The 26,064-nt window shown below is 41.3% G+C and carries 28 protein-coding genes, 1 pseudogene and 1 riboswitch; of the genes and pseudogenes, 13 read left to right on the forward strand and 16 right to left on the reverse strand.

What is annotated here, in order from left to right; translation table 11 throughout:
* Positions 1-94 precede the first annotated feature (94 nt).
* The gene (gene repM, locus ACZ5XY_RS11465) at positions 95-1,030 is read left to right on the forward strand and encodes a replication initiation protein RepM (RefSeq protein ID WP_464743917.1); all 936 of its coding nucleotides are present in this window, start codon (positions 95-97) and stop codon (positions 1,028-1,030) included.
* 103 nt (positions 1,031-1,133) lie between these two features.
* On the opposite strand, the gene ACZ5XY_RS11470 is transcribed toward repM (ACZ5XY_RS11465), so the two are convergent.
* Together ACZ5XY_RS11470 and ACZ5XY_RS11475 are read right to left on the reverse strand one after the other, a co-directional pair.
* Positions 1,134-1,622, reverse strand: a complete 489-nt coding sequence (locus ACZ5XY_RS11470; protein WP_464743919.1) for an META domain-containing protein — start codon at positions 1,620-1,622, stop codon at positions 1,134-1,136.
* Positions 1,623-1,833: 211 nt separating this feature from the next.
* Positions 1,834-2,763, reverse strand: coding sequence for a LysR family transcriptional regulator (locus ACZ5XY_RS11475; protein WP_464743921.1), 930 nt, complete (start codon positions 2,761-2,763; stop codon positions 1,834-1,836).
* 125 nt (positions 2,764-2,888) lie between these two features.
* On the opposite strand from ACZ5XY_RS11475, the gene ACZ5XY_RS11480 reads away from it, so the two are divergent.
* Positions 2,889-3,770 carry a pirin family protein gene (locus ACZ5XY_RS11480; RefSeq protein WP_464743923.1) on the forward strand — a complete coding sequence of 294 codons (882 nt, stop codon included), beginning with the start codon at positions 2,889-2,891 and terminating at the stop codon, positions 3,768-3,770.
* Positions 3,771-3,809: 39 nt separating this feature from the next.
* Positions 3,810-4,424 carry a nitroreductase family protein gene (locus tag ACZ5XY_RS11485; RefSeq protein ID WP_464743925.1) on the forward strand — a complete coding sequence of 205 codons (615 nt, stop codon included), beginning with the start codon at positions 3,810-3,812 and terminating at the stop codon, positions 4,422-4,424.
* Between the two features lie 358 nt (positions 4,425-4,782).
* On the opposite strand, the gene ACZ5XY_RS11490 is transcribed toward ACZ5XY_RS11485, so the two are convergent.
* Entirely contained in the window at positions 4,783-5,670 is an 888-nt protein-coding gene (locus tag ACZ5XY_RS11490) for a dihydrodipicolinate synthase family protein (protein ID WP_464743926.1), read from the reverse strand.
* A gap of 10 nt (positions 5,671-5,680) precedes the next feature.
* Positions 5,681-6,457, reverse strand: a complete 777-nt coding sequence (locus ACZ5XY_RS11495; RefSeq protein ID WP_464743928.1) for an aldolase — start codon at positions 6,455-6,457, stop codon at positions 5,681-5,683.
* A 109-nt stretch (positions 6,458-6,566) separates the two neighbouring features.
* Here ACZ5XY_RS11495 and pdxR point away from each other — a divergent pair, with 109 nt between their 5' ends.
* From pdxR to ACZ5XY_RS11510, 3 genes are all read left to right on the forward strand, one after another.
* Positions 6,567-8,024, forward strand: coding sequence for a MocR-like pyridoxine biosynthesis transcription factor PdxR (gene pdxR, locus ACZ5XY_RS11500; protein ID WP_464743942.1), 1,458 nt, complete (start codon positions 6,567-6,569; stop codon positions 8,022-8,024).
* A 150-nt stretch (positions 8,025-8,174) separates the two neighbouring features.
* Positions 8,175-8,423: an IS630 transposase-related protein gene (locus tag ACZ5XY_RS11505; RefSeq protein WP_464743944.1), complete on the forward strand. Its 249-nt coding sequence runs from the start codon at positions 8,175-8,177 to the stop codon at positions 8,421-8,423.
* An 85-nt stretch (positions 8,424-8,508) separates the two neighbouring features.
* Entirely contained in the window at positions 8,509-8,961 is a 453-nt protein-coding gene (locus ACZ5XY_RS11510) for an IS630 family transposase (RefSeq protein ID WP_464743930.1), read from the forward strand.
* Between the two features lie 77 nt (positions 8,962-9,038).
* Here the strand turns inward: ACZ5XY_RS11510 and ACZ5XY_RS11515 are convergent, their stop codons facing one another.
* The 5 genes from ACZ5XY_RS11515 to ACZ5XY_RS11535 form a co-directional block, all read right to left on the reverse strand.
* Positions 9,039-9,449 carry a type II toxin-antitoxin system HicB family antitoxin gene (locus ACZ5XY_RS11515; protein WP_464743932.1) on the reverse strand — a complete coding sequence of 137 codons (411 nt, stop codon included), beginning with the start codon at positions 9,447-9,449 and terminating at the stop codon, positions 9,039-9,041.
* A gap of 30 nt (positions 9,450-9,479) precedes the next feature.
* Positions 9,480-9,668 (reverse strand): type II toxin-antitoxin system HicA family toxin, encoded by a 189-nt coding sequence (locus tag ACZ5XY_RS11520; protein ID WP_169393554.1) that lies wholly within the window; start codon positions 9,666-9,668, stop codon positions 9,480-9,482.
* Between the two features lie 52 nt (positions 9,669-9,720).
* Positions 9,721-10,356, reverse strand: coding sequence for a recombinase family protein (locus tag ACZ5XY_RS11525; protein ID WP_464743934.1), 636 nt, complete (start codon positions 10,354-10,356; stop codon positions 9,721-9,723).
* Positions 10,357-10,471: 115 nt separating this feature from the next.
* Positions 10,472-10,801 (reverse strand): helix-turn-helix domain-containing protein, encoded by a 330-nt coding sequence (locus ACZ5XY_RS11530; protein ID WP_464743936.1) that lies wholly within the window; start codon positions 10,799-10,801, stop codon positions 10,472-10,474.
* Entirely contained in the window at positions 10,792-11,109 is a 318-nt protein-coding gene (locus ACZ5XY_RS11535) for a type II toxin-antitoxin system RelE/ParE family toxin (RefSeq protein WP_464743938.1), read from the reverse strand. Before ACZ5XY_RS11535 ends, ACZ5XY_RS11530 begins: the two co-directional genes overlap by 10 nt.
* A gap of 475 nt (positions 11,110-11,584) precedes the next feature.
* On the opposite strand from ACZ5XY_RS11535, the gene repM (ACZ5XY_RS11540) reads away from it, so the two are divergent.
* The 3 genes and pseudogenes from repM (ACZ5XY_RS11540) (at position 11,585) to ACZ5XY_RS11550 (ending at position 14,235) form a co-directional block, all read left to right on the forward strand.
* A complete protein-coding gene (gene repM, locus ACZ5XY_RS11540) occupies positions 11,585-12,517 on the forward strand; it encodes a replication initiation protein RepM (RefSeq protein ID WP_464743940.1) in 933 nt (310 codons plus the stop codon).
* Positions 12,518-12,624: 107 nt separating this feature from the next.
* A pseudogene (locus tag ACZ5XY_RS11545) lies at positions 12,625-13,251 on the forward strand (IS256 family transposase); the annotation flags it as partial.
* 180 nt (positions 13,252-13,431) lie between these two features.
* The gene (locus tag ACZ5XY_RS11550; RefSeq protein WP_464743896.1) at positions 13,432-14,235 is read left to right on the forward strand and encodes a hypothetical protein; all 804 of its coding nucleotides are present in this window, start codon (positions 13,432-13,434) and stop codon (positions 14,233-14,235) included.
* A 44-nt stretch (positions 14,236-14,279) separates the two neighbouring features.
* Here ACZ5XY_RS11550 and ACZ5XY_RS11555 read toward each other — a convergent pair whose 3' ends face one another.
* Positions 14,280-15,206 (reverse strand): MobA/MobL family protein, encoded by a 927-nt coding sequence (locus ACZ5XY_RS11555; RefSeq protein WP_464743898.1) that lies wholly within the window; start codon positions 15,204-15,206, stop codon positions 14,280-14,282.
* A gap of 25 nt (positions 15,207-15,231) precedes the next feature.
* Between ACZ5XY_RS11555 and ACZ5XY_RS11560 the strand changes: the two genes are divergently transcribed.
* The 3 genes from ACZ5XY_RS11560 (at position 15,232) to ACZ5XY_RS11570 (ending at position 20,160) form a co-directional block, all read left to right on the forward strand.
* A complete protein-coding gene (locus ACZ5XY_RS11560) occupies positions 15,232-15,750 on the forward strand; it encodes a hypothetical protein (protein WP_464743900.1) in 519 nt (172 codons plus the stop codon).
* Between the two features lie 771 nt (positions 15,751-16,521).
* Positions 16,522-17,841: a RepB family plasmid replication initiator protein gene (locus tag ACZ5XY_RS11565; protein ID WP_464743902.1), complete on the forward strand. Its 1,320-nt coding sequence runs from the start codon at positions 16,522-16,524 to the stop codon at positions 17,839-17,841.
* Between the two features lie 1,065 nt (positions 17,842-18,906).
* Positions 18,907-20,160 carry a replication initiation protein gene (locus ACZ5XY_RS11570; protein ID WP_464743904.1) on the forward strand — a complete coding sequence of 418 codons (1,254 nt, stop codon included), beginning with the start codon at positions 18,907-18,909 and terminating at the stop codon, positions 20,158-20,160.
* A gap of 61 nt (positions 20,161-20,221) precedes the next feature.
* Here ACZ5XY_RS11570 and ACZ5XY_RS11575 read toward each other — a convergent pair whose 3' ends face one another.
* Positions 20,222-20,431, reverse strand: a complete 210-nt coding sequence (locus ACZ5XY_RS11575) for a chromosome partitioning protein ParB (protein ID WP_169393532.1) — start codon at positions 20,429-20,431, stop codon at positions 20,222-20,224.
* Positions 20,431-21,069 (reverse strand): ParA family partition ATPase, encoded by a 639-nt coding sequence (parA, locus tag ACZ5XY_RS11580; protein ID WP_464743906.1) that lies wholly within the window; start codon positions 21,067-21,069, stop codon positions 20,431-20,433. Before parA ends, ACZ5XY_RS11575 begins: the two co-directional genes overlap by 1 nt.
* 255 nt (positions 21,070-21,324) lie before the next feature.
* Positions 21,325-21,497, forward strand: a riboswitch (yybP-ykoY riboswitch).
* 3 nt (positions 21,498-21,500) lie between these two features.
* Between parA and ACZ5XY_RS11585 the strand changes: the two genes are divergently transcribed.
* A complete protein-coding gene (locus tag ACZ5XY_RS11585) occupies positions 21,501-22,085 on the forward strand; it encodes a manganese efflux pump MntP (protein WP_464743908.1) in 585 nt (194 codons plus the stop codon).
* 164 nt (positions 22,086-22,249) lie between these two features.
* Here ACZ5XY_RS11585 and ACZ5XY_RS11590 read toward each other — a convergent pair whose 3' ends face one another.
* From ACZ5XY_RS11590 to ACZ5XY_RS11605, 4 genes are all read right to left on the reverse strand, one after another.
* Positions 22,250-23,056, reverse strand: a complete 807-nt coding sequence (locus ACZ5XY_RS11590; RefSeq protein WP_464743910.1) for a siderophore-interacting protein — start codon at positions 23,054-23,056, stop codon at positions 22,250-22,252.
* Positions 23,057-23,100: 44 nt separating this feature from the next.
* The gene (locus ACZ5XY_RS11595) at positions 23,101-23,367 is read right to left on the reverse strand and encodes a MarR family winged helix-turn-helix transcriptional regulator (RefSeq protein WP_464743912.1); all 267 of its coding nucleotides are present in this window, start codon (positions 23,365-23,367) and stop codon (positions 23,101-23,103) included.
* A 53-nt stretch (positions 23,368-23,420) separates the two neighbouring features.
* A complete protein-coding gene (locus ACZ5XY_RS11600; RefSeq protein WP_464743914.1) occupies positions 23,421-24,530 on the reverse strand; it encodes an RNA-guided endonuclease InsQ/TnpB family protein in 1,110 nt (369 codons plus the stop codon).
* Between the two features lie 82 nt (positions 24,531-24,612).
* Positions 24,613-25,563 (reverse strand): hypothetical protein, encoded by a 951-nt coding sequence (locus tag ACZ5XY_RS11605; protein WP_464743915.1) that lies wholly within the window; start codon positions 25,561-25,563, stop codon positions 24,613-24,615.
* Positions 25,564-26,064 lie beyond the last annotated feature (501 nt).

A 26,064-nucleotide genomic window follows, 5' to 3' on the forward strand; every position in this document is an offset into this window, starting at 1 on the left:
GATATAACGAGGTTTGTCGCATATTAAGAGAGATTGACTATCAGGCACTTTAAATATATATTTATTAGCTATTTTTATTGATGAGACTAGCTTTATGGGCGAAATGGTAGTTAAGGACAACGCACTTATTCAGGCAAGCTATACCTTAGATTTGGCTGAGCAGCGTTTAATTTTACTGGCGATTATTGAAGCCCGCGAATCAAATACAGGCATTCACGCAGACAGCTTATTGCGGATTCATTCGCACAACTATGCTAAAAACTTTGGCGTTAATAACGAAACGGCTTACACCGTGATGAAAGAAGCCTGCAAGGGGCTGTTTGATCGTTATGTGACTTACCATGATAAGAACCCAAAAACAGGCAACGATCGCAGCTTTCATTGTCGCTGGGTCGATAAAATTGGCTATGAAAAAAATACCGGAATTGTCTATTTAAGATTTACTCATGATGTTGTGCCGCTCATTACTCGGCTTGAGGCGCAATTTACCAGTTATGAGTTAGCTCAAGTAAAAAAATTAACCAGCAGTTATGCCATTCGCTTATACGAGCTATTAATTCAATGGCGATCGGTTGGAAAAACGCCACTGTTTGAGTTGCAAGAATTTCGGCGGCAGTTGGGCGTTGAAGATAATAAATACTCACGCATGAGTGATTTTAAAAAATATGTGCTTGATTTTGCTGTTAAGCAAGTCAATAAACACACGGATATTGAGGTGAAATATGAGCAAAAAAAAGCAGGTCGAACTATCGTTGGACTGTTTTTTAATTTTAAGCACAAAGCATCAGTAACCGAAAAGACAGTTAAAGCAACGCCCAAACCAAAAACCAACAACATCAACGCCTTAACTGACAAGCAGCTTGCGCGAATTGCCAAAAATCCGCAGTTTATCAGCGATTATAACCATTTGGTAAGCCCAAACAGCCCTGCAAATCAAAGCCCGCAGCTGTGGGAAGCTGAAATGATAAGCCGCATAAAAAAGGACGCCTCAATATTTAATAAGCGTCCTCTTCTTGATTATTTAAAATAGTTAACCAAAATTTTGATTTTAAAGGTTTTTAAGCCAAACCCTCCCTTTGATAAGTCTAAATGGGAGGGATTGTTGGTAGAGTTTTGACTAATTTCTCGCCCAGTTACTTAGCAACCGCTTTAAAAGTTGATACTTGATCAGCGTTTGTGATGGTCAATACGGGTTGATTATTGGCGCCTTTGCCCAAGCTGTATTTGCCTTGAACGGCTGCTGCAGCTGCCGTGTCAAAGTTGGCTTGAGGGGCAGGACAGGCCATTCGGGTGCTTCTAATGCCGCTAAGTTGAACATTGCCGTTGACGATGCTGTAGCTTGCGCCCATGTTATTACAAGTGTTAAGCAGGCTCACAAAGTTATTGCCGCCTTCCGTCATAAATTCAAGAATGAGTGGGTTTGAGGCGTCAAAAAATAATGGCGCGACTTTGGTGCCATTGTTATATTTGGCATCAACGAGCTGCCAGTTATAGGCTTGCAGTGCGTTTGAGGTGATGGTTTGTTGGGTTGGGGTGGTATTGCTTGGCGTGCTTTGGCAACCTGATGCCAGTGCTCCGGCTGCTAAAACGCTTGCCATTAAAAGCTTAGTTGAATTTTTCATATGCTTACCTCAAAAACGAATTAATAATCCGCCGCATTATTGCAGAGCGCAAAAAATTGCTCAAGAGCAGGTAACTATTTGCATACCGTATTGCGATATTTCCTTAATTAATGTAAGTTTTGCAAAGGGCTTATGACAGCAAGACCTTTACTCTATTTTATTTTTACCGCCGCCCTACGGGTAAACATTTTAAACTTAATATTTCAGCTATTTAACGAATGCTTGAAGAAAATCCACAATCTTCATCCCAATAAGGGTTCGTGCCGAAACGCTCGGCAATCAGTTCAATAAGCGCTCGGCTACGCTTGGATAAAAACTTATTTTGTGGATAAACGGCGTAAGCGTTGAAGGTTGGCAGCTGAAACTGTTGAAGAATGGGGACGAGGGCTTGGCTTTTGAGTTTTTGATAAGCAATAAAGGTCGGCAGGGCAACAATTCCATGACCTTTGACCGCCATATCTAGCAAAAAATCGCCATTATTGGCCATCATTTTTGAGGCGGTAGGAACCAAATGCCGCTGACCTTGAGCATCGGTTAATGCTAAATCATGGCTTTGGCTTAAGCTATATTGTAAAAAATGATGCGCGGTTAAATCGTCCAGCGTGTTTGGCATGCCGTTTTGACGTAGATAGTCAGGACTTGCGCAAATAACAGAGCGAATGATGGTCAGCCGCTGGGCTTGATAGCTTGAGTCTTGTAAGTTGCCAATGCGAATGGCAAGCTCGAAGCCCTCCTCAATTAAATCCACGTTTCGGTCAGTAAAATCCAGCTCAAAGCGCAACTTCGGGTGCAAGTTGGCATAGTCATGAATCACCGAATTTAGGTGCATCAAGCCAAAGGATAACGGCGCGGTTAGTTTTAGCGTCCCTTCAATAAGCATTGGGGTGCCGCAGGTTTGCTCATTTAATAAGTTCACTTCATCGAGAATAATTTTAGCGCGCCGATAATATTTTGCGCCGGACTCGGTGACGTTAGATTTTCTGGTCGTTCGGCTGATGAGCTGGACGCCTAAGCGCCATTCTAAATCTTTAAGCCTGCGGCTGACTGCGGATTTGGCAAGTCCTAGCTGCTCAGCGGCTTTGGTGATGCTGCCTGCGTCCACAATGCGAACAAACAGCGCCATATCTTCTAATTGTCCCAAAGCATCCCCTTTACCCCCGCATTGTTCTTTTTAATAGAACATACATTTGCAATTATTGCTATTTATCTGCACGTGGTCAACAGTTACTATAATAAGGTGACTTCAAAAAAAAAGGGGAGGTTGTCATGACAAACAAAGATAATCATGTCTTTCGTCGCATCGCTCAGCAGTTTTCAGGTGTTGCCACGGCGGATGGTGATGGCGTCAAGTTGACCCGAATTATCGGCTCGCCGCAAATTAATTTTCTTGACCCCTTTTTATTGCTCGACTGCTTTGAAAGTGATGATAAAAATGACTATATTGGCGGCTTTCCGGCGCACCCGCATCGCGGCTTTGAAACAGTAACTTATCTGTTAAATGGTCGAATGCGTCACAAAGACAATGCCGGTCATGAAGGGCTTATCGAATCCGGCGGTGTTCAGTGGATGACGGCGGCAAAAGGTATCATTCATTCAGAAATGCCCGAGCAAGAAGAGGGATTGCTCAAAGGTTTTCAGCTTTGGGTCAACCTTCCGGCTGCCGCGAAAATGAGCCCGCCTAACTATCAAGAGTTTCCGCCTGAATCAACGCCGCTTGAATGCCGCGATAACGGCACGCAAATTCGGGTGATTTCAGGACGCACCAATCAAGGAACGGTGGGTCCTGTGGTCAATCATTATACGTATCCGACGTATCTTGATGTGAGCCTTCCTGCCGAAACGACGTTTGAGCAATCGCTTCCGATAGCGCATAACGCCTTTATTTACGTGATCGAGGGTGATATCCGTGTGATACAAGAGGGCAATGACCAAACTGATGCGGCAAACCAGCAATTAACCGCCAAACGTCTTGGCGTGTTAACTCACGGGGATGAAGTGTTAGTGACCAGTGGCAGTGAAGGGGCGCGCTTTTTACTGATCGCCGGAAAACCCTTACAAGAGCCTATTGCTCGCGGTGGACCTTTTGTGATGACGACCAAAGCTGAAGTATTACAAGCTTTTGAAGACTTTAATCAAGGTAACTTTTAATCAAATAATAAGCTAAATTTCAACCAATAAGGACAACTCATGACTCAAGAAGCGATTCACCTTCAAGATATTTTTGCAAACCGCCGAACCATTTATGCGCTAACAGACCAGCTTCCGGTTTCTGAGCAAGCGGTGGTTGATGCGGTAGAGCACGCTATTTTGCATACGCCCTCTGCATTTAACTCGCAAACCACGCGGATTACCGTACTGTTCGGCGAGGCGCATAAACGCCTTTGGGACATTGCTGAGGCAAATTTAAGACAGATTGTCGGTGACAACGATTTTTCAAGCACCAAGCAAAAAATGGATGGCTTTCGCGCAGGCGCCGGAACGATTCTTTACTTTGAAGATAACGACGGCATCAAGGCGCTGCAAGAGCAGTTTGCAATTTATGCCGACAGCTTTCCGGTTTATGCTGAGCATACCAACGCCATGCACCAGTACGCCGTTTGGACGCAGCTGAGCAATTTGGGCATTGGCGCAAGTTTACAGCATTATTCCGCCGTTTTTGAACAAGACGTTGCTCAAGCGTTTAACATTCCAAACAATTGGAAGCTCATTGCTCAGATGCCTTTTGGCGGCATTGCGGCGCAAGCAGGCGAAAAAGAATTTGCCGCAACTGAAGCGCGCTTGATGGTGGTAGGTCAGCAGTAACTTCAGCTGACAATACTTTTCGGTATTATTGTTTATCATAAGATTGAAAGCTGATTTAAATCAGCTTTCAGCCGAGGCAGTTTGGGCGGCTTTGGCTTTAAACTCGTCGCTGTAGATGGTTATTTTTCTCATCCTGATGACGTTTAGTTTATTCAGTTCTAGTGTCTGGTTTTTTCAGTAGATGTCAAAGCCCGAAGATGTGGGAGACTGAAATGGTAAGTCGTATAAAAAAGGACGCTTCGATATTCAATAAGCGTCCTATTCTCTATTATTTAAAACAGATATCTAAAGCATTGATTTTGAAAATATTTTACCCTACCCTCTTCACTGAGTCAAAATGGGAGAGGTTGATAGCTAATTAAGCTAGGCTAACTAGATTTGATAGCATTTCCTTGAGTTCGGATTGTCGCGACTCAGTTAAATGTAACAAAGGTCTTCTGGGACCACCAACTTCAGTACCTTGTAAGCTCATTCCAGATTTAACTGCAGCGGCTAAACCTGACTGAACAATAAACTCTAAAAACTCATACTGCTGATAAAACAGCTCTTTAGCTCTTTCGTTATCACCATTTTTGACAGCGTCAAATAACTGCTTTGGTAGATCACTAATAAGGCAAGGAGCAACCGTACACCACCCTACGGCACCCGCATTCAGTGCTTCTAAAGCCATGTGATTGCAACCATTGAAGAAAGGGACGCGACCATCTGATAGCTTATAAATCTTATGCATCCGCTGAATGTCACCTGTACTTTCTTTGATCATACAAGCATTGTCGATATGGTCTACCATTTTTAGCATAAATTGAGGTGACATATCGACGCCGCAAGTTGCCGGATTGTTGTATATCATGATGGGTAGCGGCGTTGAGTCTGAGACACTTTTGTAGTGCAAGAAAATTTCATCTTCACTCAATTTATAATAAGAAAAGGGCGATAACATAATGACGTCAGCGCCAATCTTATAAGCGTATTGAGCGCGTTTGATAGCTTGTTCCGTAGTCAACTCAGCAATACCGATGACAACTGGCACTTTGCCTGCAACATAGTTGACGGTATGACGTGCTACACTTTCCCATTCGCTCTCACTTAAATAGGCTGCCTCTCCGGCACTTCCTAAAGCGGCTATAGCATCGACTTTCGCATTAAGTAAAACATCAATCACAGTCTCAAGCTTGTTGAAATCGATATCGTTATTATTTTCAGTAAATGGAGTTATTGTATAACCGATGATTCCTGCTAAATTCATTGAATAATCCTTAAAGAAAGTTACTGTGGTTTTTGAGGGCTTGTCTTACATAATATGCAAAGTTCACTTTGTTTCTTTTATCTGTAGACACCCAGTCATGCGCTTCTTGAGCCAAGTGATGCGGTATAGGTTGGATTTCACCACCCGCCATAGCTAACAGTTGTAATTTAGCAGCACGCTCAATTAAGACTGCTAAATTACAAGCTTCTTCAATAGTTTTGCCAGTGACCAGTTGACCGTGATGGGCAAGAAATACAGCTCGATTATTGCCTAAAGCATTAGAAATTAGCTGCCCTTCTTCATTGCCAACAGGAACACCAGGCCAATCAGCGACAAAAGAGCAATCGTTATACAGTGCGCAGGTATCCATGTGAGAGATCACGAGAGGGACTTTCAGCATAGATAACGCGGCAACGTAAGTAGGGTGGGTGTGAATAATGCAATTCACTTCTGGATGTTCTTTATATACCCAGGTGTGAAAACGGTTGGCAGGATTGGCCATCCCTTCTCCGTCTAAAGGATTAAGATCTTGATCCACTTCTATTAAATTATCAGCTGTGATCTCGTCAAATCCTAATCCAAAGCGCTGGGTTAAAAATGTTTTCGGCGTTTCAGAACGACAAGTGATTTGTCCTGCCAATCCAGAGTCATGTCCTTTATCAAATAAAATACGGCAAGTGGCTGCAAGCTTTTGACGATCTGTCAGACCCATATCTTGAATAAGCGTACTCATGTCGCTTTGAGCTTTTTCCATTAGTGTTTCTTTGGTCATTGTCATGGTCTTCATTAACATCCCCTTTAAACTATGTTTTGACAATGAAGACAGATTAACGGTACTCTGGGTTAAAAAAAAGAGCCAGATATAAAAACTATGATGGTCCAGCTTAAGGAGTTTAATATTGATATTTTGGGACAATCAACTTTCGTTAGAAGATGTTTCAGGTCGAACACTACACTTGAAGCTATTGAACTATATAACTGAAGGTATTCAGAGTGGTCACTTGAGTGCAGGACGAAAGCTGCCAAGCTCACGGGCTTTAGCAAGTCAATTAGGCATAAACCGTAAAACCGTTCAGCAGGTATATGAGGAGCTTGAGGTACAAGGTTGGCTTGAAAGTCGATTAAGACAAGGAACGTTTGTCTCGGACGCGTTACCAGAACATAGCTTATTAGAGGCGGATAAAAAATTAATTAACCCGCTAAAAACAGCCCGGTCATCGTCTAAATTGATTGAAACTCTATATCAAGATGCCATTGTTTTATCTGGTTATTTATCGACCAAGAATGATGGCGTTCCTGATGCGCGATTGATTCCTTATGCGCTGCTTGCACGAACCTATCGCCGAGTTTGTATCAATTTAAGTCGGCACTCTAAGCTTGGCTATGGTGACCCTCGAGGGGCTATTGAGCTTCGTCATTCAGTGAAAAAGATGCTGACTAGCGACAGGTTTATTAATTGCTCTGAACAGGAAATTTGTATTGTAAGAGGCAGCCAGATGGGAATTTATTTAGCTTCAAGGATACTTGATCCTCAAGAAGGCGCTATTGTCATGGAAGAGTCGTGCTATTTACCTGCGCAAGCTGCCTTTGAAGCAAGTGGCTTTAAAGTTCTAAAATGTAAATTAGATGAGCAAGGTTTAAACATATCGCACTTACGTGACATTTTAGCGAGCCATGAAGTTGCGGGGATTTTTGTTACTCCTCATCATCAGTATCCGACGACAGTAACTTTGCCAATGCATCGAAGGCTTGCCTTGCTAGAGTTATCAAAACTACACAATTTCGTGGTCATTGAAGATGACTACGACCATGAATTTCATTATGAAACTAATCCTATTCCTCCCTTAGCTAGTCTTCATAACTCTGAAAATGTGGTTCATATTGGCTCAATGTCAAAAGTATTTGCGCCAGGCTTAAGGCTAGGATATATCGTTGCTGACAGCCATTTTATAAAAAGAGCTGCTCAAGAAATCGTTCTCATAGATAGGCAAGGCAATACGATAACAGAACACGTCTTGGCTGATTTAATGGAATCAGGAGAGGTGAAAAGGCATATTAGAAAAGTCAGGCAAGAGTACAAAGAAAGAAGAGATCATGCTGCCAAAGAATTTACGCGAATATTTAACAATAATGTGTCGTTTGTGCTGCCTACGGGAGGACTCGCTATCTGGGTCGATATATCAAAACTTATAGAAGGTAAAAATCTTGATAATTTTAAAAATGACAACTCAACTCTAAGTATTTTCTTTAATAAAGAGCAAAAAATATCAACGCACATACGTTTTGGATTTGGAAGCCTCGATAAAATAGAGATCACACAATCTATTGAAAAGCTCTATCAAAGCCTTTGCTAAAACTTGTCTTATTTCTTAATTAGTGACACGCCCTAAATATAGTAAATCCCACCAAGAAATGTTACGATAATTATAAATTCAAGCTCTCTAATCACTATGACCTATCCCATTATCTTTCGTAAAAAGGTACTAAAGTCTCTTGAACAGGGCATGAGCGTGCGCACCGCAGCAAAGCTTTATGATATGAGTCCCACCACTATTATTAACTGGAAAAAAGACATTAGCATCAAACCTATTGTCAGAGTACCACGCAAAATATCTACCGAAGCACTAAAACAAGACATTGCTGACTATCCTGACGCTTACTACTATGAAAGAGCGGCGCGTTTGGGCTGTAGTAAATCCGGCGTAGAAACTGCCATGAAGCGGCTGGGCTATACCCGCAAAAAAAAGTCTTAAACACCCAAAATCAAGTTGGCTTAAGCGATTAGAGTACACCATTAAACTGAAACACTATCAATGCCAAGGCTACCCTATTATCTATATGGATGAAAGCGGCTTTGAGCAAGAAGTTATCAGAGCTTTTGGCTATACGCCAGTAGGCAAACCTTGCATCGATATCTATAACTATCAAAAAACAAAAAGAACGAACGTCATTGGGGCGCTATATCAAAAAAGCTTGTTTGCCGTGGACGTATTTCCCCATAACATCAACTGGCAAGTGGTTTACGACTGGTTTAAGAATAACGTTATTCCAAAGCTTGGTCGCAAATGTGTCATCGTTATGGACAACGCTCGCTTTCATAAGAATAAACGCATCAAAAAGCTATTAAACCGGCATGGCCATCGCATACTCTGGCTACCGCCTTACAGTCCTGATCTGAATCCTATTGAACACAAATGGGCAGAGGTAAAAAAGCTCAGGCAAGGCTGGGGTGAGAATAATCTCAATCATTTATTCAGCAATATCTGCTGTTACAGCTTTAAATCGGATTGACTATATAACAAAGGGCTTATCGAGTGAGCCCTTTGTTGTTTTTGAGAAGTAGTCATTTTTTAACGTCGCGCTTAGTTTTAGCTTAGTATAAGGTCTTTTTCTGCAAGCCCTGCAAGGTAAGCGCTGCGGCTTTTGTAGCGCTCTTTATTACTAGCAACTTTAGCATCAATAAGGTGGATAAGGCGGCTAGGTAAGGTGACGTTGACTTTTTCAGTAGCGCCAAGGTAGCGGCTGACATCAACATCGACGACTGCCCAAGTCATACCTTGATAGTCTGGATCATCAAGGTAGTTTTCAACAGAGCTTGGCAATGGAATATCTAACCCTTCCTCAGCAAGGCATTCTAGGTGACCTGCGATGGCTTCAATGGCGTTTTCAAAGATATCATCGTAGCTGTCTGCCGCTGAAAAGCAGCCTGCGATGTCAGGAATGATAATACCGTGGGCGGTTTGGTTGTCGCCGCGTTCGATGGCAATGGGATATAACATGTCGGTGCTCCTATTCCTGTGGTTTAACGGTTAGGATGAGGGTAGCTTTGCTTGCTTTAAGATGCTTTTTACGGTGCCTTTGGGTAAGTCTTTTTTGGGATGAGGAACGGTAACCAGCCCTTTTTTTTGGTCGTGTTTGAAGTGGTGGTGACTACCTGTGGTTCGAATTAAGTACCAGCCATCGGCTTGGAGGGTTTTTATCAAGTCACGGCTATTCATGGTCACCTCAAACACTTTTATAAATATAATATAACCCTAGGGTTATATGAAATCAAGCTTGAGTACTGATTTCTGATTTTAGTTCTTTAGATACCGCAGCAATAAGATGCCGTGAGCAGCCCGCTGTCTTTTGAATGTCTGAGTAGCTGTGACCGGACTTTAGAAGGCTGGCGATAACTTTGCGCTTTTTAAGGTCTTTGCCGCGACCTTTGTATTTGCCCTCAAGTTTAGCTTTGGCTATGCCTTGCATTTGACGGTGGCGGCGGTCTTCATAGTCTTTTCGGGCAATGGCGGCGAGCATATCAAGCAGCATGGCGTTGATGGCTTGAAGGATGCTTGCCATAAATTTGGTGCTGTGATCGGCTTGAAAGGCGATGAATGAGGTGGGAAGCTCTTTTGAGACGATGGCGAGCCTTTTATCAGCAAGCTTTTGCTTTAGGGTATCCCAATCGCTTTGGTTTAGTCGCGCTAGGCGGTCAATTTGTTCAATGAGGATGATATCGCCTTCTGAGGCGTCCTCTATCAGCTGCATAAGCTTAGGTCTGGCTAAAGTTGCGCCGGATTCGTTTTCGATGTAGTAAGCGGCAATTTTCTGGCCGTAATCTTTGGCAAATTGATCCAGTTCAGCTTTGGCGCGGCTGGCGTCTTGCTTTTTGGTTGAGGCACGAAGGTAGGCTCGGATAAACATAGGGGCTCACAGACTGTTATAAGTGGTTTCATTATAGCAGTCTGATTTAGATGGTTCTAATGGTCAGTTTTGAGCCGGATTTAGTGGTTCTTATGGGGTATACTGAAAAACCATCTTAATGAGCCACGCGCAATAACACTTTAGGCTCGACTTTCGCAATTTTCAGTAGAACGCTAGCCGCCTTTGACGGATTGCGTTTACCTTGCTCCCAAGCTTGCAATGTACGAACCGATACTCCAAGAATTTCAGCAAATTCTTGCTGTGACAGTCCTACATTTTGTCTGGCTTCAATCGCTTCATTCACAGCAGTTTGCTCACGTACCACGCCTTGCCCCGCCTTAGCCTGTCTGATGCTTTCAAGCAACAAAGCCCCTAGCTCATCCCCTGTAAACTCGTGATCAGGCAAGTCAACATTGTCTAAATCATTCATCGTCTTTATTGCCATGTCTCTAACTCCTTTATCAGATCTTTAAGCATATGAGCCGGAATGTTTTCAGTTTTGGCTTTGGCATACACCAAGAGCATAAAGATTTCACCACTTTGTAATCGATTATAGTAAATCGCTCGGACACCGCCACTTTTGCCAGTACCCTGCCGAGCAAAACGAACCTTACGAACACCGCCGCTCTTAGGAACAACATCACCAATTTCAGGATTATGGCTAATCAAGCTATGCAGTTCGCCCTGTTCTTTTTTAGTTAGTAGGCTATCAACCATTTTGATATAAAGCGGTGTTTCAACAATGGTAAACATAAACGATCCCATATACTACATTGTAGTATTATAGCGCAATGTGACTCAGAAATTAATATCGATATGTTAATATTATTGGCTTTAAAGGGTACACTTAAATAGAACCGCGCGGAAACCTTTTTTTAATTATTATTTTGCTTAATTCATCATTCAAAAATTATCAAAAATAACCATAGAAATCTTTTTAAGTTTCTAATTGGTAGCTACAGATTGAGCCAGTTAAGTGGCGTTCTTTGTTTTTAAAAGGTTTTAATAGTTTTTAACAGCTTTTACGCTCGCTGCAAGCCACGCCATTATTGGGCTGTAGCTTCCATTCAACTACGTTTATCGACCCATTCAACTACGTTTATCGACCCATTCAACTACGTTTATCGACCCATTCAACTACGTTTATCGACCTTTGTAATACAACTAACTATATGTTGTAGTTGTATGTTATAATGCTGCTTAAACTGCTAATTATTGAGTTAAAACTATGGGTAAGTTAGTGACCAAAGCTAATAAATTAATCAATGCCAGTTACTCGCTTGGCATTCCTGAGCAGCGCGTTATCTTTTTGGCTATCGTTGAAGCTCGAGAACAAAAAAAGATGATTGATGCTAGAGGTGTGCTACAAATCCATGCGAGCAGCTATCAAGAACAATTCAAAGTCGAAAAACACACGTCATACGATGCTTTGAAAAGCGCGGTTCAAGGATTATTTGAAGCTTACTTTGAATATGACGACATTCACGAACAAACGGGAAAACCCGCGCATCACGTGGTTAGATGGGTGCAAAAAGCAAGCTACATTGAAACGGCGGGAATGATTGAATTGCAATTCACAGATGCCGTTATTCCACTGATAACAAGGCTTACTGAGCAATACACGGAATACGAGTTAAAACAGGTTAGTGAGCTACAAAGTGAATATGCAATTAGACTTTATGAGCTGATGATGCAATGGAAATCCGTTGGCAAAACAAACAAGATTACCCTTGCTGAATTACGCTCAAAGCTAGGCGTTGCGCCTGAGCAGTACAAAGCCATGCACAACTTCAAAGCGCGTGTATTAGACCTTGCTATCAGCCAAATAAACGATTTTACTGACATTACCGCCGAATATGAGCAGCACAAAACAGGACGCGCTATTACTGGCTTTACGTTCAAATTCAAGCAAAAGCCAACGACTGAAAAACTCGTTAATGATGACTCATTCATCAAGCTAACACAGAAGCAGATTGAGCTATTCAGTAGGAAGCTTGCAGGATTAAATGAGCTTGGTAGCAAAGCCCCCATTGGTGCAAGCCTTGAACAATTTGCAACCATGATTGCCAACGACTTGGCAGACCCAAACAAACAAGCACGTTATGCGCCCTACTTGGCAAAGGTGGGCTACCAACCTACCAAAAGAAAAGCAAAAGCCTAAGCAGCTTTCAGTCAGTTAATGCTTAATACAGCCGCCGAATAACGGGTTTTTGAGCCTTTCCCAAATTTTGTGTAACTGCTTATAATCCCCTAACAGGAGAATAAGCAATGACTAAGCAAACCGACCTTAAAAAACTTGCCCAGCAAATGGCTAGCAGCATGAAAAGCTTCGATGACATCAAAGACTTTCAAAAGCAGCTCATGCAATCTTTTATCGACATCGCCCTAGAAGCTGAAAGGGAAGAACATCTAGGCTATGCCAAGCACGAGAAAGCAGACAAGCCCGATAAACGTAACGGTCACACGAAAAAGAGAGCCCAAAGCGACAGCGGCGATCTTGAAATCTCAACGCCAAGAGACCGTGACAGCAGCTTTGAGCCTGTACTTGTCAGTAAGCACCAAACCCGAATTTCAGGGCTTGACGACAAGATCATCAGCTTTTACGCCAAAGGTCAAACCACCACGGAGATTGTCGAGAGCATCAAAGACATCTACGACGTTGACATCTCAAGCAGTCTGGTTTCAAGAGTGACGGACAATATCATCGATGACATCACCGCTTGGCAGAACCGTCCACTGAGCAGTGTCTATCCTATCGTCTATTTGGACTGCATTGTCGTCAAAGTTCGCCAAGACAAGCAAATCATCAACAAAGCCATCTACCTAGCGCTAGGCGTTGGACTTGAAGGTAAAAAAGAGCTTTTAGGCATGTGGCTGTCAGAAAGTGAAGGCGCTGATCGGAGTATGGTATCACTAAGATTAATAAATGGATCTCATAATTCAGGTGGCGGTGGTGTTTTTGGTAGAATGGTTCAGCAAGATGGTACTGCTAATCACGATAAGTTTTTAGTTCTCGCATCAAATGCTATACCAAAGAGTCTTTATTTGACACGTAAAGGTAAGGTAGGGTTTTAAATGACTGCTTACAAATCTGGTTATACTGGCAACGAATTATCATGGCTAAAGTTTTTTTACAGCTTTATAGACAACTGCTCAAATAGTGAGCAATTTCTTGAGCAATATATATATTTGCGTTCTGAAAATTTTTCAGTAATTCAGTCTGAGCTTAAGACTAAGATTGAGCGTTTAATGGACTCAAGGAAAGAGTCACAGCAGAGTGTATCTGAGATAGAGGCACTTGAGAGTAAGCTCGGATACGCGCTTCCCAAATCAATGAAAGATTTTTATCTGTCAGGCTGTTTGGATATTTATAATTCGATAATTACGTATTCAAACACTGCTAATCTGCTTGATGTTACAGCTATAGACTACTGTACAACACAGTATCCTGAATTGATTGACGTAATTAAAGAAGATTACATCATAACGAAAAAAAATGCTTCTAGAGATACTTTTAGTGATAGTCATAAATATGACAAACCAAGCAATTATATAAATCGGTTTCCAAGTTATTCGTTATTTTCGTTTTTTCCCTTAGAGATTAAGAAGCGCTACCGTGAATTATTACTAATTAGTGCGTCTGATTTTGTAGAGTTTGTAACTTTGATGCTACCTTATGAACAAACAGTTGATAATGAATATGCTATTTGGCTTTATGAAACTGGATTGGAGCTTAAGCACTATTCAAGTTTTGCAGAATATATAGTTGTTGAACTTATTGCAGAAACCTCTTCAAATGGAGATGAAGTTAATATATCCGATTTGAAATTATTCAATGCAGACTATATTTTAGACTTAGATATACTTTCTAATAGATAATACATATATTTATAATGGCATAATAAGATTGGGCTTTAATCTACTTAAAACCACAGCCATCCGTCGTCGCCGTAATCGATGATCAGCCCATTTTTTTCAATATAGTCGTTTAGCTGATCAATGACCCCGTTGTATTCAGAAATGATGGAGCGCTTACCCTTTAGCAAGTCCTTGTAAAGCGACTTACCAAGCTTCATTTTGGGCAGCCGAGTTACTCCCTGTTCTCGGTAGGATTTTTCGCTTATGTGAGCATTCTTTGGCAGCATCTCATTACAGCACTCCGCCCAAAACCGTCGCTGAAAGGTTAGCTCATCGCCGCGGCTGTTTAGCCCTTTACTGAGCCGTTCACTCGTTGCCCAAAGCGACCAGTTTTTGCGTTTGGATAAAGTATAACCTCTATCATTACTCGGCAAAATTTCACGGCTTGGCAGTAAAATGTGGGCGTGATGGTTATCCTTAGTGACCTCACTTACCTCAACCACTTTGCCATTTTTACCTGCTTTTGTTTGCAAATGGGTATGAGGATTATGGATACTGACATCAACCAAGACGTTATAGCGATCCGCTAAATGCTGACAATATTTTTCAATCAAGACAATACGCTGATCGGCATTTAATCCATGCGGAAACATCACCTCAATTTCTGTTCCCAATTGGGCGTTTTTTGATTTCTCAATCGCTTCAATATCGTTCCAAAACTGCTCGCGGTTCACCGAAATTCCCGCTGCTTCTTTTGGCAAAATGAGAGCCGAGAGCACCACGTTTTTCTCAATTATCTTTTCTGTTTTCGTCTCGTTTTTATCGATCAATTGAATCTTTTTTTCACGGCTTTTTGAGGAATAATCATGAACGCAACCGGCTTTTTCATCGCGCAGTTTTGAGCCAGAATTATAAGCTGACTTTGCCACCACGCTATGTTTTTTACCGCGCGTTACAGGCGATACGCCGACATGAAACCCTTTAATATTCATTCAAATCACCTCACTTAAATCGGGCTTGGCTTTTGCCCCGCAGGGCGAACTTGGGAGTTTTCAAACCAAAAATAGTACCCCTTATGGGTCTTTTGGTTTGAAAACTCCCAAGTTCGCTCTTAACAGAGGGTTAAAAATCTGCAATCCCGCAAAAAGACGCGCGATTGCGATTTTTGCAGAAAAGCGCAAACGGCTTCAAGAGCTGCAGGATGAGTTAAACAAAGACAAAGCAGAAATTCAGCTGATATTGGGCGAGTGGTTGGCTAAAGCACTCGCTGATAATAATCAGGAAGTGCTGCAAGAAATATTTCTAAGCGAGTACAACAATGTGAAATACCTCAAAGCCAAAAGTAAGCGCTCTTTGCTGGCAAATGTTGCTGATAATCTGCAAAAGAACATTGAGAAAGATTTGAAGGTGACAAACAGTGATTTTAAGCCGCCTAAAGCTAAAACTGAGGTTAAACCTAAACCGCAGGAGGAAACAACGCCAGCGGATTTGTATGGCGATCCGCTTACCCAAGCGGACAATGAGCTGAGATTTTAAGCCAATTGCAGTAGCAGTGGAGCTTTTGGATAATCATCCGTTAGCTAGTCTTGATGGCAGATTTTACTGAATCGGGGTACTGAAAATTTTAGTAAAATCTGTTATGTGGCTAAAACGCTCTGTAATGCGATTTAAGACGCTTTAGAAAATTTAAGCTACCCTAGCATAAAAATCGCTTTTCAAAAGCGCTACGGGCATTTTAAGAGGCTTTCTGAGCGTTTTTAAACTGTGCTTTGACAGCCGCGCGGAATATTCTTCTATTTTCCATTAAATTCTCTAAGTTTTGCTTCCTCTATCGTGGTTGCTGCTGTAGTGCGCTGTAAGGCGTTTCAAAGGTAGCTGTGGTAGTTGCATACCAAAGTGTAGTTTCAAGCCTGTTTTAGGGCATTTGAAGCGCTTCTAGAGCTATTGCTAGTGATTATTTCTTACCAAGATTAAAATTTCAAAAAAAAAGCTTTTAAAAATTTCTCAAAAAAAAGAGCTGAATTGCCAGTAAATTTATGCTGAAAAGCTAAATTTTGCGATTGGCTCTTTTTTTATTATTTTTTATATAGTTTTTAAAAGAGTTTTTAGACCCCGCTGAGATGCTTACAGGACGTGGCTTGGAAGGAACTAAGTAGGACGGATTGACGGCTAAGTAGGACGGATTGACGGCTAAGTAGGACGGATTGACGGCTAAGTAGGACGGATTGACGGCTAAGTAGGACGGATTGACGGCTAAGTAGGACAATGATATATTTTGTCCTAATTAGGTAATATTTAGGCTTAAATATGAGTAAAGATTTAGTGGTTATGGATAATGCTGTAATTAATGCAGCCTATGACTTAACATTAAACGAGCAACGTTTAATTCTGTCTGCTATAGCTCAGATACCTAAAGAATCCTTCGTGGACGCGAAACAAGCATATTATGTAACAAGAGACGATTTTATTAGATTGGGTGTTCATCCAGATAACGTAGCTAGAGAAATCAGATCTGCTTCAAAGGATTTGATGAAAAGATCGCTATTCATTAACACTGAGATTGGCGAGCTTGAGTTTCATTGGCTATCTGAAGTACTGCGTTACGACAAAAACGCAGAAGAGAAAATAAGAGCTAAATACCCAAATCCAGAAGATTATAGTAAGTATATTCAATTGCTTAAAGCTTATAACATTATCGACAGCTTGAATCCGCCAGTAGATGATGAAAATGTTATTGTCAGGCTTGTATTTAATGAAAGAATTGTGCCTTTTTTATCTGAACTTAGAAAAAACTTTACTCAATTTAATATAGAAGACGTTGCTGGCTTTGGCAGTTCATATAGTATGAGATTGTACCAAGCTATGATGCAGTACAAGTCAACTGGCTATAGAAAAATAAAGTTAAAAGACTTGCGATATATGCTAGCTTTAGGTACGAAATATAAAGCAACAAAAGATTTAAAAGTTCGAGTGATTGATACGGCTATTAAAGAAATTAATGAGAAATCACCTTATCAAGTCAGCTATAAAATGCTTAAAACAGGTCGCAGGTTTACTGATTTAGAAATCAAGTTTAAGCCTAAAAAATCAGCGTCAAAAGAAATCACCAAACGTAATCCTACGACGTTTGATCACCCCCCTATCAATACAGAAAAAACGCCGAGTTGGCAGCGTAAAGGACTATCTGACGCTCAAATCAAAAAGCTTGCAATCTATAAAGACCAGTTTGTAGAAGCTAACACCCACCTATTGCGCGATAAAAACATCAGCTATTACGATGCATTCGAGGAATTTAAAGATCAGCTACGAGATCCTGAACACGTTGGTAAGTTCCACATGCTGGCTGAATTTTTAGCCCTTAAAAAAGGTGACGAGCCACCAAAACTAGCAAAAAAATCCGTTCAAAATAAGAAAAAATCATCTGAAGACACAACTAAAGTTAGCAAACATAAAGGCTTAACCGCTGAGCAAATTGATTTTTTTGCCAATCATCCGCAATTTTTAATCGACCATCAAATCAAAGGCTATGAAGTTGGAGGTGAAAGTCATATTAGCTACCTGAAGTTTAGATTAGAATCTGGATTGAGAGAGTTTGTTACCACTGATTTTGATAAGTATTTAAATTAAAAACGCCAACCGATCAATCATTGGTTGGCGTTTCTTTAGATTTTAATGTATGTAAACAGTTACTTACAGCCCTGAAAAACAAGAAATACTTTTTTCCTTGGTGTTAAATTTAAGGACTGTGTATCCGATGTCTTGAATCTCATAACCTGTAGCATTGTTCTTCTCAACGACCATACCTTCATAATCGGGGTCGCTTCGGTTAGGCAGCTTGAACTGAGGTCGTAGAGCAGTGAAGTTAATATATTTAAATTATACTAATAATATTTTTATATTCTTGAGCTGTGTGGTAAAAATTTTGGTGATTTGATGTATAACAATAAAACCGATCAAAAACTTGGGGTTTAGCATTATAACGTAAACCTCAAGTTTTGTTCTCTAGTTTTGTCAAAATACCTCAGATCGAGTCAATTAAAACTTACCACAATGCCGTTTAAGCCGCTTTAGATGAATTCAGCTACCCTAGGATAAAAACTGTTTTTCAAAGGCGCTACGGGGCATTTCTAGGCGTTTCTGAATGGTTTCAAACTCAGGCTTTGCAGCCGCGCGGAATATTCTTCTTTTTTACTTTAAATTCTCTGAGGCATGGCTTCATTTTTTTTGATGCTGAAATGAATTATCACACTCTTGGAATGTTCCTGTAGAGGCAGGCTACCAAGGTTTGCTTTTAGCTATATCCTTAACTTTTTGAAAGGTTTGAACCGTTTTTGCCTGAGCTAAGCTTTAGTTTTTTAAAAAATCTAAAGTTCTTAAGTGGCAAAAATGAGGAGAACTCAAAGTTATCCACAAGGTCAGTTAAGAACGTTTCCTTTTATTTCTTTATATAGCTTTTTAAAAGCTTTTGTGCAAATTTCCATAATCGCTGTATACCTTGATTTTACTTGGGCTAAATGGAATAAAAATTTTTTTTATAACGACATTCAGGGGGATTATGACGATGTTTAGGGGGTTAGCTAACGACATTCAGGGGGTGAAAATGACGACATATAAGGGGTATGTGACGACTAGGTTTATAAATTGCGTCATATGCATTATACTCTTGTAAATCTTAATTCAAGGTACTAATCCATGGTCGATGTACTCCTGTCTCCGATAACGCCGGAGCTATTAAAGCAGCTTGAAAATACCATGCAAATGTATGACATGGTTTACGGCTCAGCTGAACCTGCTAGACAAGAATTTTTGCTAAATGCTATCGGCAAGATATTGTCTAGCGAAGAACAAAGACAAGTAGTTATAGAAGAAAATAGAAAACCCGTACATCCAACAGTTAAAGTTGCGACAAACCATGCTGTAGAGACTATTACCCCACAAAAAGCTACGAGAATTTATGGTGAGAACTGGATTGTCCTACAAAATCGCCTATTAAACGCCATTAGTGATTTGGAATTGAATGAAAGGCGATTAATTATGTTTTTATCGCCACTAATACGTAAAGCGGTTGATATTGAACCCGATAAGCGGACTTTTACCGTCAGAGTTCAAGATTTTCAAAAAGAATATGGGATTAAAAGTAAGCGTTACTATGAAGAGTTAGAAAAAACCTGCATATCATTGACAAACAAAAGTTATATATTTTGGGATTTTTATAACAATCAAAAAAAGCCATCTAAAATACAAGTCAGCTGGCTAACGAAGTCGGTGTATCAGGATGGGCTAGGCGAAGTTCATGTTGATTTGCACAACGACGTTGTTGAAATGCTGACTGTCTTTGATAAATCCAATCCTTTTACCAAATATGAAAGACAACAGATCATAAGCCTAGGCAGCTATGGCATTGTTTTGTTTGAGTTAATTGCAAGCTGTATGCACCAAAAACACAAACAGAAAGCTTATACTATCGAGTTTTTAAGAGAGAAGTTTAATTGTGTTGATTTATATCCTAAAACTAATGACTTTAAGAGCAGAGTGATTAACAAAGCCATTAAAGATATAGAAAAACACACCTCCTACCGAATTACTTATACCCAAAACAAAAAAGGACGGGTTGTCTCTGAGATTGTTTTTAGTTTCAAAGATTTAAAGGATAGCGCGATAGCAAAAGGCAAGAGTTCTAAAGGTCAAAAAAGCCTTGAACGAGATCCCAATAACGGTGATTTATTCACCATAGACGGCTTATCCGACAAACAAATTGCGCGGATTGTTCACAGTCAAAAATTTATCAATGATTATGCTCATAGAGTGACACCGCAAAACCCTGCTAATGGATCGTCAGCGGCATGGATAGCTCATATGACTGCTTGGCTTAAAAAAGACTGTGAGACCTTTAATAAGCGCCCCATGAAAGAATACTTAAACGATGAGCAAGCTGACCGCTTTTAAGATTTTAATCATGCAAGTACTAAAAGTTTTTTAGCCCCTGCTGTCATTTTGCTTATATTGACTACCGTTTCGCAATCATCTGATCTACCGCTTCAGTAAGCAGCTGCGAGATACTTTTTTGGCTATCAAGGGACAGCTGCTTGAGCGCTCGGTGCTTGTCTTTATCCAAGTTGAAATTGACGCGAACCTGCTTTTTTGGATTATCGGTTACATCGTCAAGATTAAGCTCAGAGCTTACTTTTTTACTGGGCCGTCCTGCTGAAAGTGCCATTATTTGTCCTCATTAAAAAACGTTAAAACTTCATCTAAAACGGCATTCATCTCTATCATCGCAGGATTTGAGCTGTCGGTATCAAATACCGTTTGCCCAAGCGCTGCCGTTTTTGGGTAAATGACCCGCTGATAGATTTTGGTATCAAGTACCGGAAGCTCATATTCTGATAAAACGCCAGTGACCTCTTTACTGATATTGGCGTTTTGAATGGCTCGTGATACCACAAATGCCGCTTGCAGCTGACCGTCAGTCATCTCAATACGCTGGCGAACCAAATCGACCAAATCACTGGTTGCCCAAACGTCATAAGGGCTTGGCTGAACCGGAATGAGCACAAAATCTGCCGCTTTAATCGCTGATATGGCAAGGCTTGTGGCTTGTGGTGAGCCATCAATCACCACAAAATCTTTATCGCTGACGCTTTTTAAGTCCTTATCAAGCGTTGGCCGGTCAAGACCGATGACCGGAACCGGATTGTCCTCATCAACCGCTCGCCAATCCCGAGCACTCCCCTGCATGTCGCTATCCACAAGCAGCACACTAAAGCCTCTTAGCTGAAGTCCACGAGCAAGCTGAGTGGCAATCGTCGTCTTCCCGCTGCCGCCTTTTTGATTGAGCACTGCAATGACCTTCATCAGGTGAATCCTTTTGAGTAATTGAGTAATTGAGTAATTGAGTATATAAGTAAATGATGTGATGAGTAAATGAGTTTTTAAGTAATTACTTATTTGAGTAATTAAGTTATTTATTTTAATATTAAATTTTATAAAAACTTAGCTCTATATTAGCCCTTGTATGATTTATCAGCTTAAAGTAATGATGAGTCAAACGATAAGTTAAAATCGGTTGCCTTAACCGAATTATTGACTTTTAAAGTAGAAATGTTACTCTAAGCATTCTTTGGGGAGTAGCCTACTTTCAATCCTTGAAAGCGTTCGTGTCAACATACTTGGCCACATTGCCATGGTACGAACACCGCTTTGGTTGGCAAGACCATCGATATAACCGCTCTGCAGGTCGAGAGGGTGGCTATGTCGTGGACTTGTACTCGACCAAAGAGATTGTTATGAACCCTATCGCTTTACTCTTTTTGGCATTTTCTATGTCAACGGATGCCTTTTCTGTAGCCATTGCAAAAGGCGCTCGCCTTACGCATCCACGCTTTATCGCCGCTTTAAAAATCGGATTGGTCTTTGGCTTAATTGAAGCAATCACGCCGCTTATCGGTTGGCTGATTGGTCGATTTGCAACCACGTTTGTGGACGCCTCGTTTATTGAAGCTTGGGATCACTGGATTGCTTTTGCAATTTTGTCAGGATTAGGACTGCATTTGCTGATATCGGCGTTAAAGCCTGATGCCGAAGATACAGCGCCATCAGTAAATAAGCCTTCTTTGTTAACGCTGTCTTTAACGGCGTTTGGCACCAGCATTGACGCGTTGGCGGTTGGTGTGAGCCTTGCTTTTGTTGAGGTTAATATCTTATTAGCAGCTGCATTGATTGGGATGGCAACCACCATCATGGTGACGTTAGGTATTTTACTAGGTAAAGCGCTTGGCAAAATCTTGGGGCAAAAAGCTGAGATATTTGGCGGTATCGCGTTAATTGCTATTGGAACTTGGATTTTGCTGAGTCATATTTTTTCACTTTGATAATACTTTGGTTTATTTTGAGTAATTGAGTAAGAACTCAAACACTCATTTACTTATTTACTCAAAAAAAGAGAACCCTGCCTAGTAGCAGGGTTCTCGCCATTGTCCTGAGGGGAGGGTTGACCTACGATACCTCAGGCTCACATCATAATTTTAAGGGGTTTTTATAACTTTGGCTCGTCAGCGTCTTTTTCTGCGCGGCGGTCACTGGCGGACTGGTCTTCAGCAACTCCAGATTTCCAATAAGAAAAGGCGTAAATCTCATCTCTTGACCAAGCCAATTGCCCTCTTAAATATTGACGAATGGCTTTGACTGAGGCAAATTCACAAGCCACATAAGCAAAGCGGCTTTGATCAGCGTTTGGCAGTTCAAGGGACTTAACGACAGCGGCCAATGGGCTGCCTTGCATGGGGTCAGGGTTATGTAGCCATGTTAACTCAATATTTGCTGAAGTGGGCAGGTCTTGTTCATCTTCTTTGCCGTGAACTTCAATGAGACATTGACCTTTGGCGCTACTGGGTAGGTTTTCAAGGATAGCACCAAGCACCGGAATGGCGGTGGCATCCCCAACCAATAAAAAATGATCAGCATCAGGGTGCAAGGCTTTGCTTTTTGCCTTCATCATGACCCCAAGCTCATCGCCAACTTGAGCGTGAGTCGCCCAGCCTGAAGCCGGCGCTTCATCCCCATGAGCGACAAAATCAATCCAAATTTGCTGATTTTCGATATCAGCGCCGCGGTGGGTATACGTTCGAATGACGAAATTGGCGCGGTCACTTAAATCAAGCGGCTGCGACTTATCCATAGGAACGGCTATTTTATTGTTAACACCAACCGTCATGGTGGCAATATTGGCAATGGTGTCGCTTTGACCAGTAAGGTAAATACGAATATAGTGGGGCGTCAAAAATTGCTTTTTTGTGACGGTCATCACTTCGCTTACAGGCTGTTGATTGTGGGTTGTATTCATCAATTTCTGCCAATGGTAATGAAGGTTCGAAAGTTATTATTTACTTAATCAAAAGGGCGGCTTGCCGCATTATCAATCATGCGCCGACTGACTTGAATAAACTGCTCAAGATCACTTGAAGCTATATTTTTTGTGAGCCTTTTTCTTGCCCAAATCTCTATAGCATCAAGCTTTGCAATCACCTCATCGCCTTTAGCCGTTAACTTTAATAGCTGGCTGCGACCGTCTTGAGGATTTTTTTGCTTAACAATCAAGTCTGCAGCTAACAACTCATTCAACGCCCGAGTAATCTGAGCTTTATCGCGCTGCATAGCCGTGGCAATGGATTTTGCCGTGCTATAAGGGTCTTGACTTCCTCACCTCTCTAAAGAGAGGTGATTCCTACTGCTAGACGGTCAAGCCCGACCGCAAGAATGTTCTTTGCCGCGTTGATATCGCGGTCATTGGTGACACCGCACTCACAAGTCCATTCTCTCATTCCAAGCCCCTGCCGCCCTTTAGGGCTACTGTCGCTGATTTGGCGACAGCTTGAACAGGTTTGGGTGGTGTAAGCCTCATTCACGATCTCAAAACGGCAACCTGCATACTTGCATTTATAGTCCAGTTGCCGTTTAAGTTCAAACCAACTCGCATCGTAAGTCGATTTAGCCAGTTTGGTTTTCTTACTTGTGAATGGTTTTGATTTTACGTCACCAACCACAATCAGTGAATTGTCTTTGACTAATTGGGTGGTGAATTTATGAATTAAGTCTTTACGGGTATTTTTAATCTTGGCATGAATGGCGGTTACACGCTGTTTGTTCTTAGCGCGCTGAGCCGTTGCCAGTTTTGCCGCCCATTTTTGAGTTTGTTTGACGGTGAGAATATCACCATTTGAGGTAGTCGCCGCTTCTTTTAAACCCAAATCAATGCCGACCTGACCTTTGCCGCTTTGGACTTTAGCGTCAGCTTGGGCTTTGACCGTGATACAGGCGTACCATCTACCTCTTGTATCTTGAACCAACTCAAGGGTGTTAATTTGATATAGGCTTAAATTGTAGCTGTCAAACAATTCAATAATCAGCTTTTGACCTTTAGCCAGTGACAGCTGAAGCGTTGATTTAAGCGCCTTTTTACCGCTTTGGCGTGTGGCGAGGTGTTTAATGGCACTCTTTTTAAACGGTATCCAACCTAAGCTTTTACGGCTTGATTTAGGCTTATTAGTTCGCCATCTTAATTTGGCTTTTTTAAACTGCTTTCGGTTTTTGGCGTGGGTTTCACTAACCGCTTGAATGGTTTGTGAATGCAATCCTAAATATTCGCCGCTACCTTTGGTATATTCAGCCAAATCGTAAGCGCTAAAAAACTTTCCAGTTCGCTGTAAGTGCTTAAAACTCAACTCATTGACGTAGTTCCAAACAAAGTTAACCTTACCGCTTAATTGAGTAAGCTGCCTTGCGTGTTTGTCTTTAAGCCTGAGTTTAAGTGTTTTCATGGTTTGATTTTGATAGATTTAGTGAGTCTTAGCAAGCTTAAAGCCGCTTTAAACGTCAATGACTGTCGCCTTATATCCATGCTTAGAGAGGCATGGTTTTACGGCGAGTTGGGATAAAAGCCTGTAGCCCCGCTAACTTAGCAGCAATGTCCTCTGAGGGTGGCGCAATATAATGGACAATTTCTTTAAAGCCGTTAATTTGAGTTTGCGATACAAAAACTGGGGATTGTCGAAGACCATAATGCTGAACGACGGTTTTGCTGCCTAGTATTTCTTGCTGCAGCGCTGCCAACTGGGTAGGGTCAAGCGGAATTGTGCCCTTACCCGTCCGCCGTGCCATCACATCTGCAAAACGTTCAATACGCTTTAATTCTTTGCCCTCACCTTCTATAGCAAAGCTGGCTTTACTTTCACGAAGCGTCATCCATACCGATGCTCGCATGAGCAAATCTTGACCAAACTCATCTTTTAACTTATCAACCATATTGGCGATATCAAGCGCTAAAGCTTGCTTAAACGCTTCTGTTTTTACCAGCATAGGGCAAAAATCACGGGTTCCTGCCAGATTGTCATTAATACGCCACCGCGTGTTTTTAATCACATGATCAGGGCTTGAGGTCACCAGTTTTTGGTCATCAAGAGCATCTACATAGTTGCCCCCTAACTTATCAGGCACTTCTAAAGCTTCATCCATGAGCCACTCATATAAAAAAGCGGTTCGGCGAGCATAGCTGCCGGTGGGTTCGCTATTGACCCATGTTTGGACGTCATTCGCCCCTATTTTTTCAAACAGTCTGGCTAATAGCTCTAAACTTATCACCTCATGGCGAATGTGAAACTGTAAATGAGCAATAACACTATCTGGCGGTCTCGCTGATTCTTGATAAACATTATGGGTGATATTGCCATCTTTGTACGTTTGTCGCCGCCCGCCAATACTGCTACTGATATATAGAGGAAAAGCCAATGATATGCTGGCATAGCGGATGAGCCAAGCAGCGCCAATAGGGTCTGAGGTATTAAGGTCAATCATTAGCCGCTCAACCAGTTATAAATAAGCCATTTTGCGTAAAAATAATTATCATTGCAATATAACGATTATTATTGGCTATGTTTGCATTATTTTAATTTTAAGTCCCTGTTCACAACAGCAATAATAGGCTGGCTTTTTTTTGCCTAAAAAATCGCCGCGCGGAAAATTTTTATAGGCTTTAAAAAAGCAGTAGCTAGATGCTAAGTGTTTTGGATTTGCAATCGCTTTTAATTTTTAATCAAATTTCAGTTTTACTATTCCTCCTTTTTTTAGTAACTAAAGATGGTGGTTTACTAAAAGGTCGTTGGTCTTCATTGATAGGTGAAACGAGCCAAAAGGCTTTTAATGTTTTTAATTACTTTTAAAAGCTTTTAAGACCCTTTAAGTAATTGTTTTTTATAACTTTATAGAGATATATAACGAGGTTTGTCGCACGATATAACGAGGTTTGTCGCACGATATAACGAGGTTTGTCGCACGATATAACGAGGTTTGTCGCAC

Source organism: Psychrobacter sp. GTC18467 (assembly GCF_055397455.1).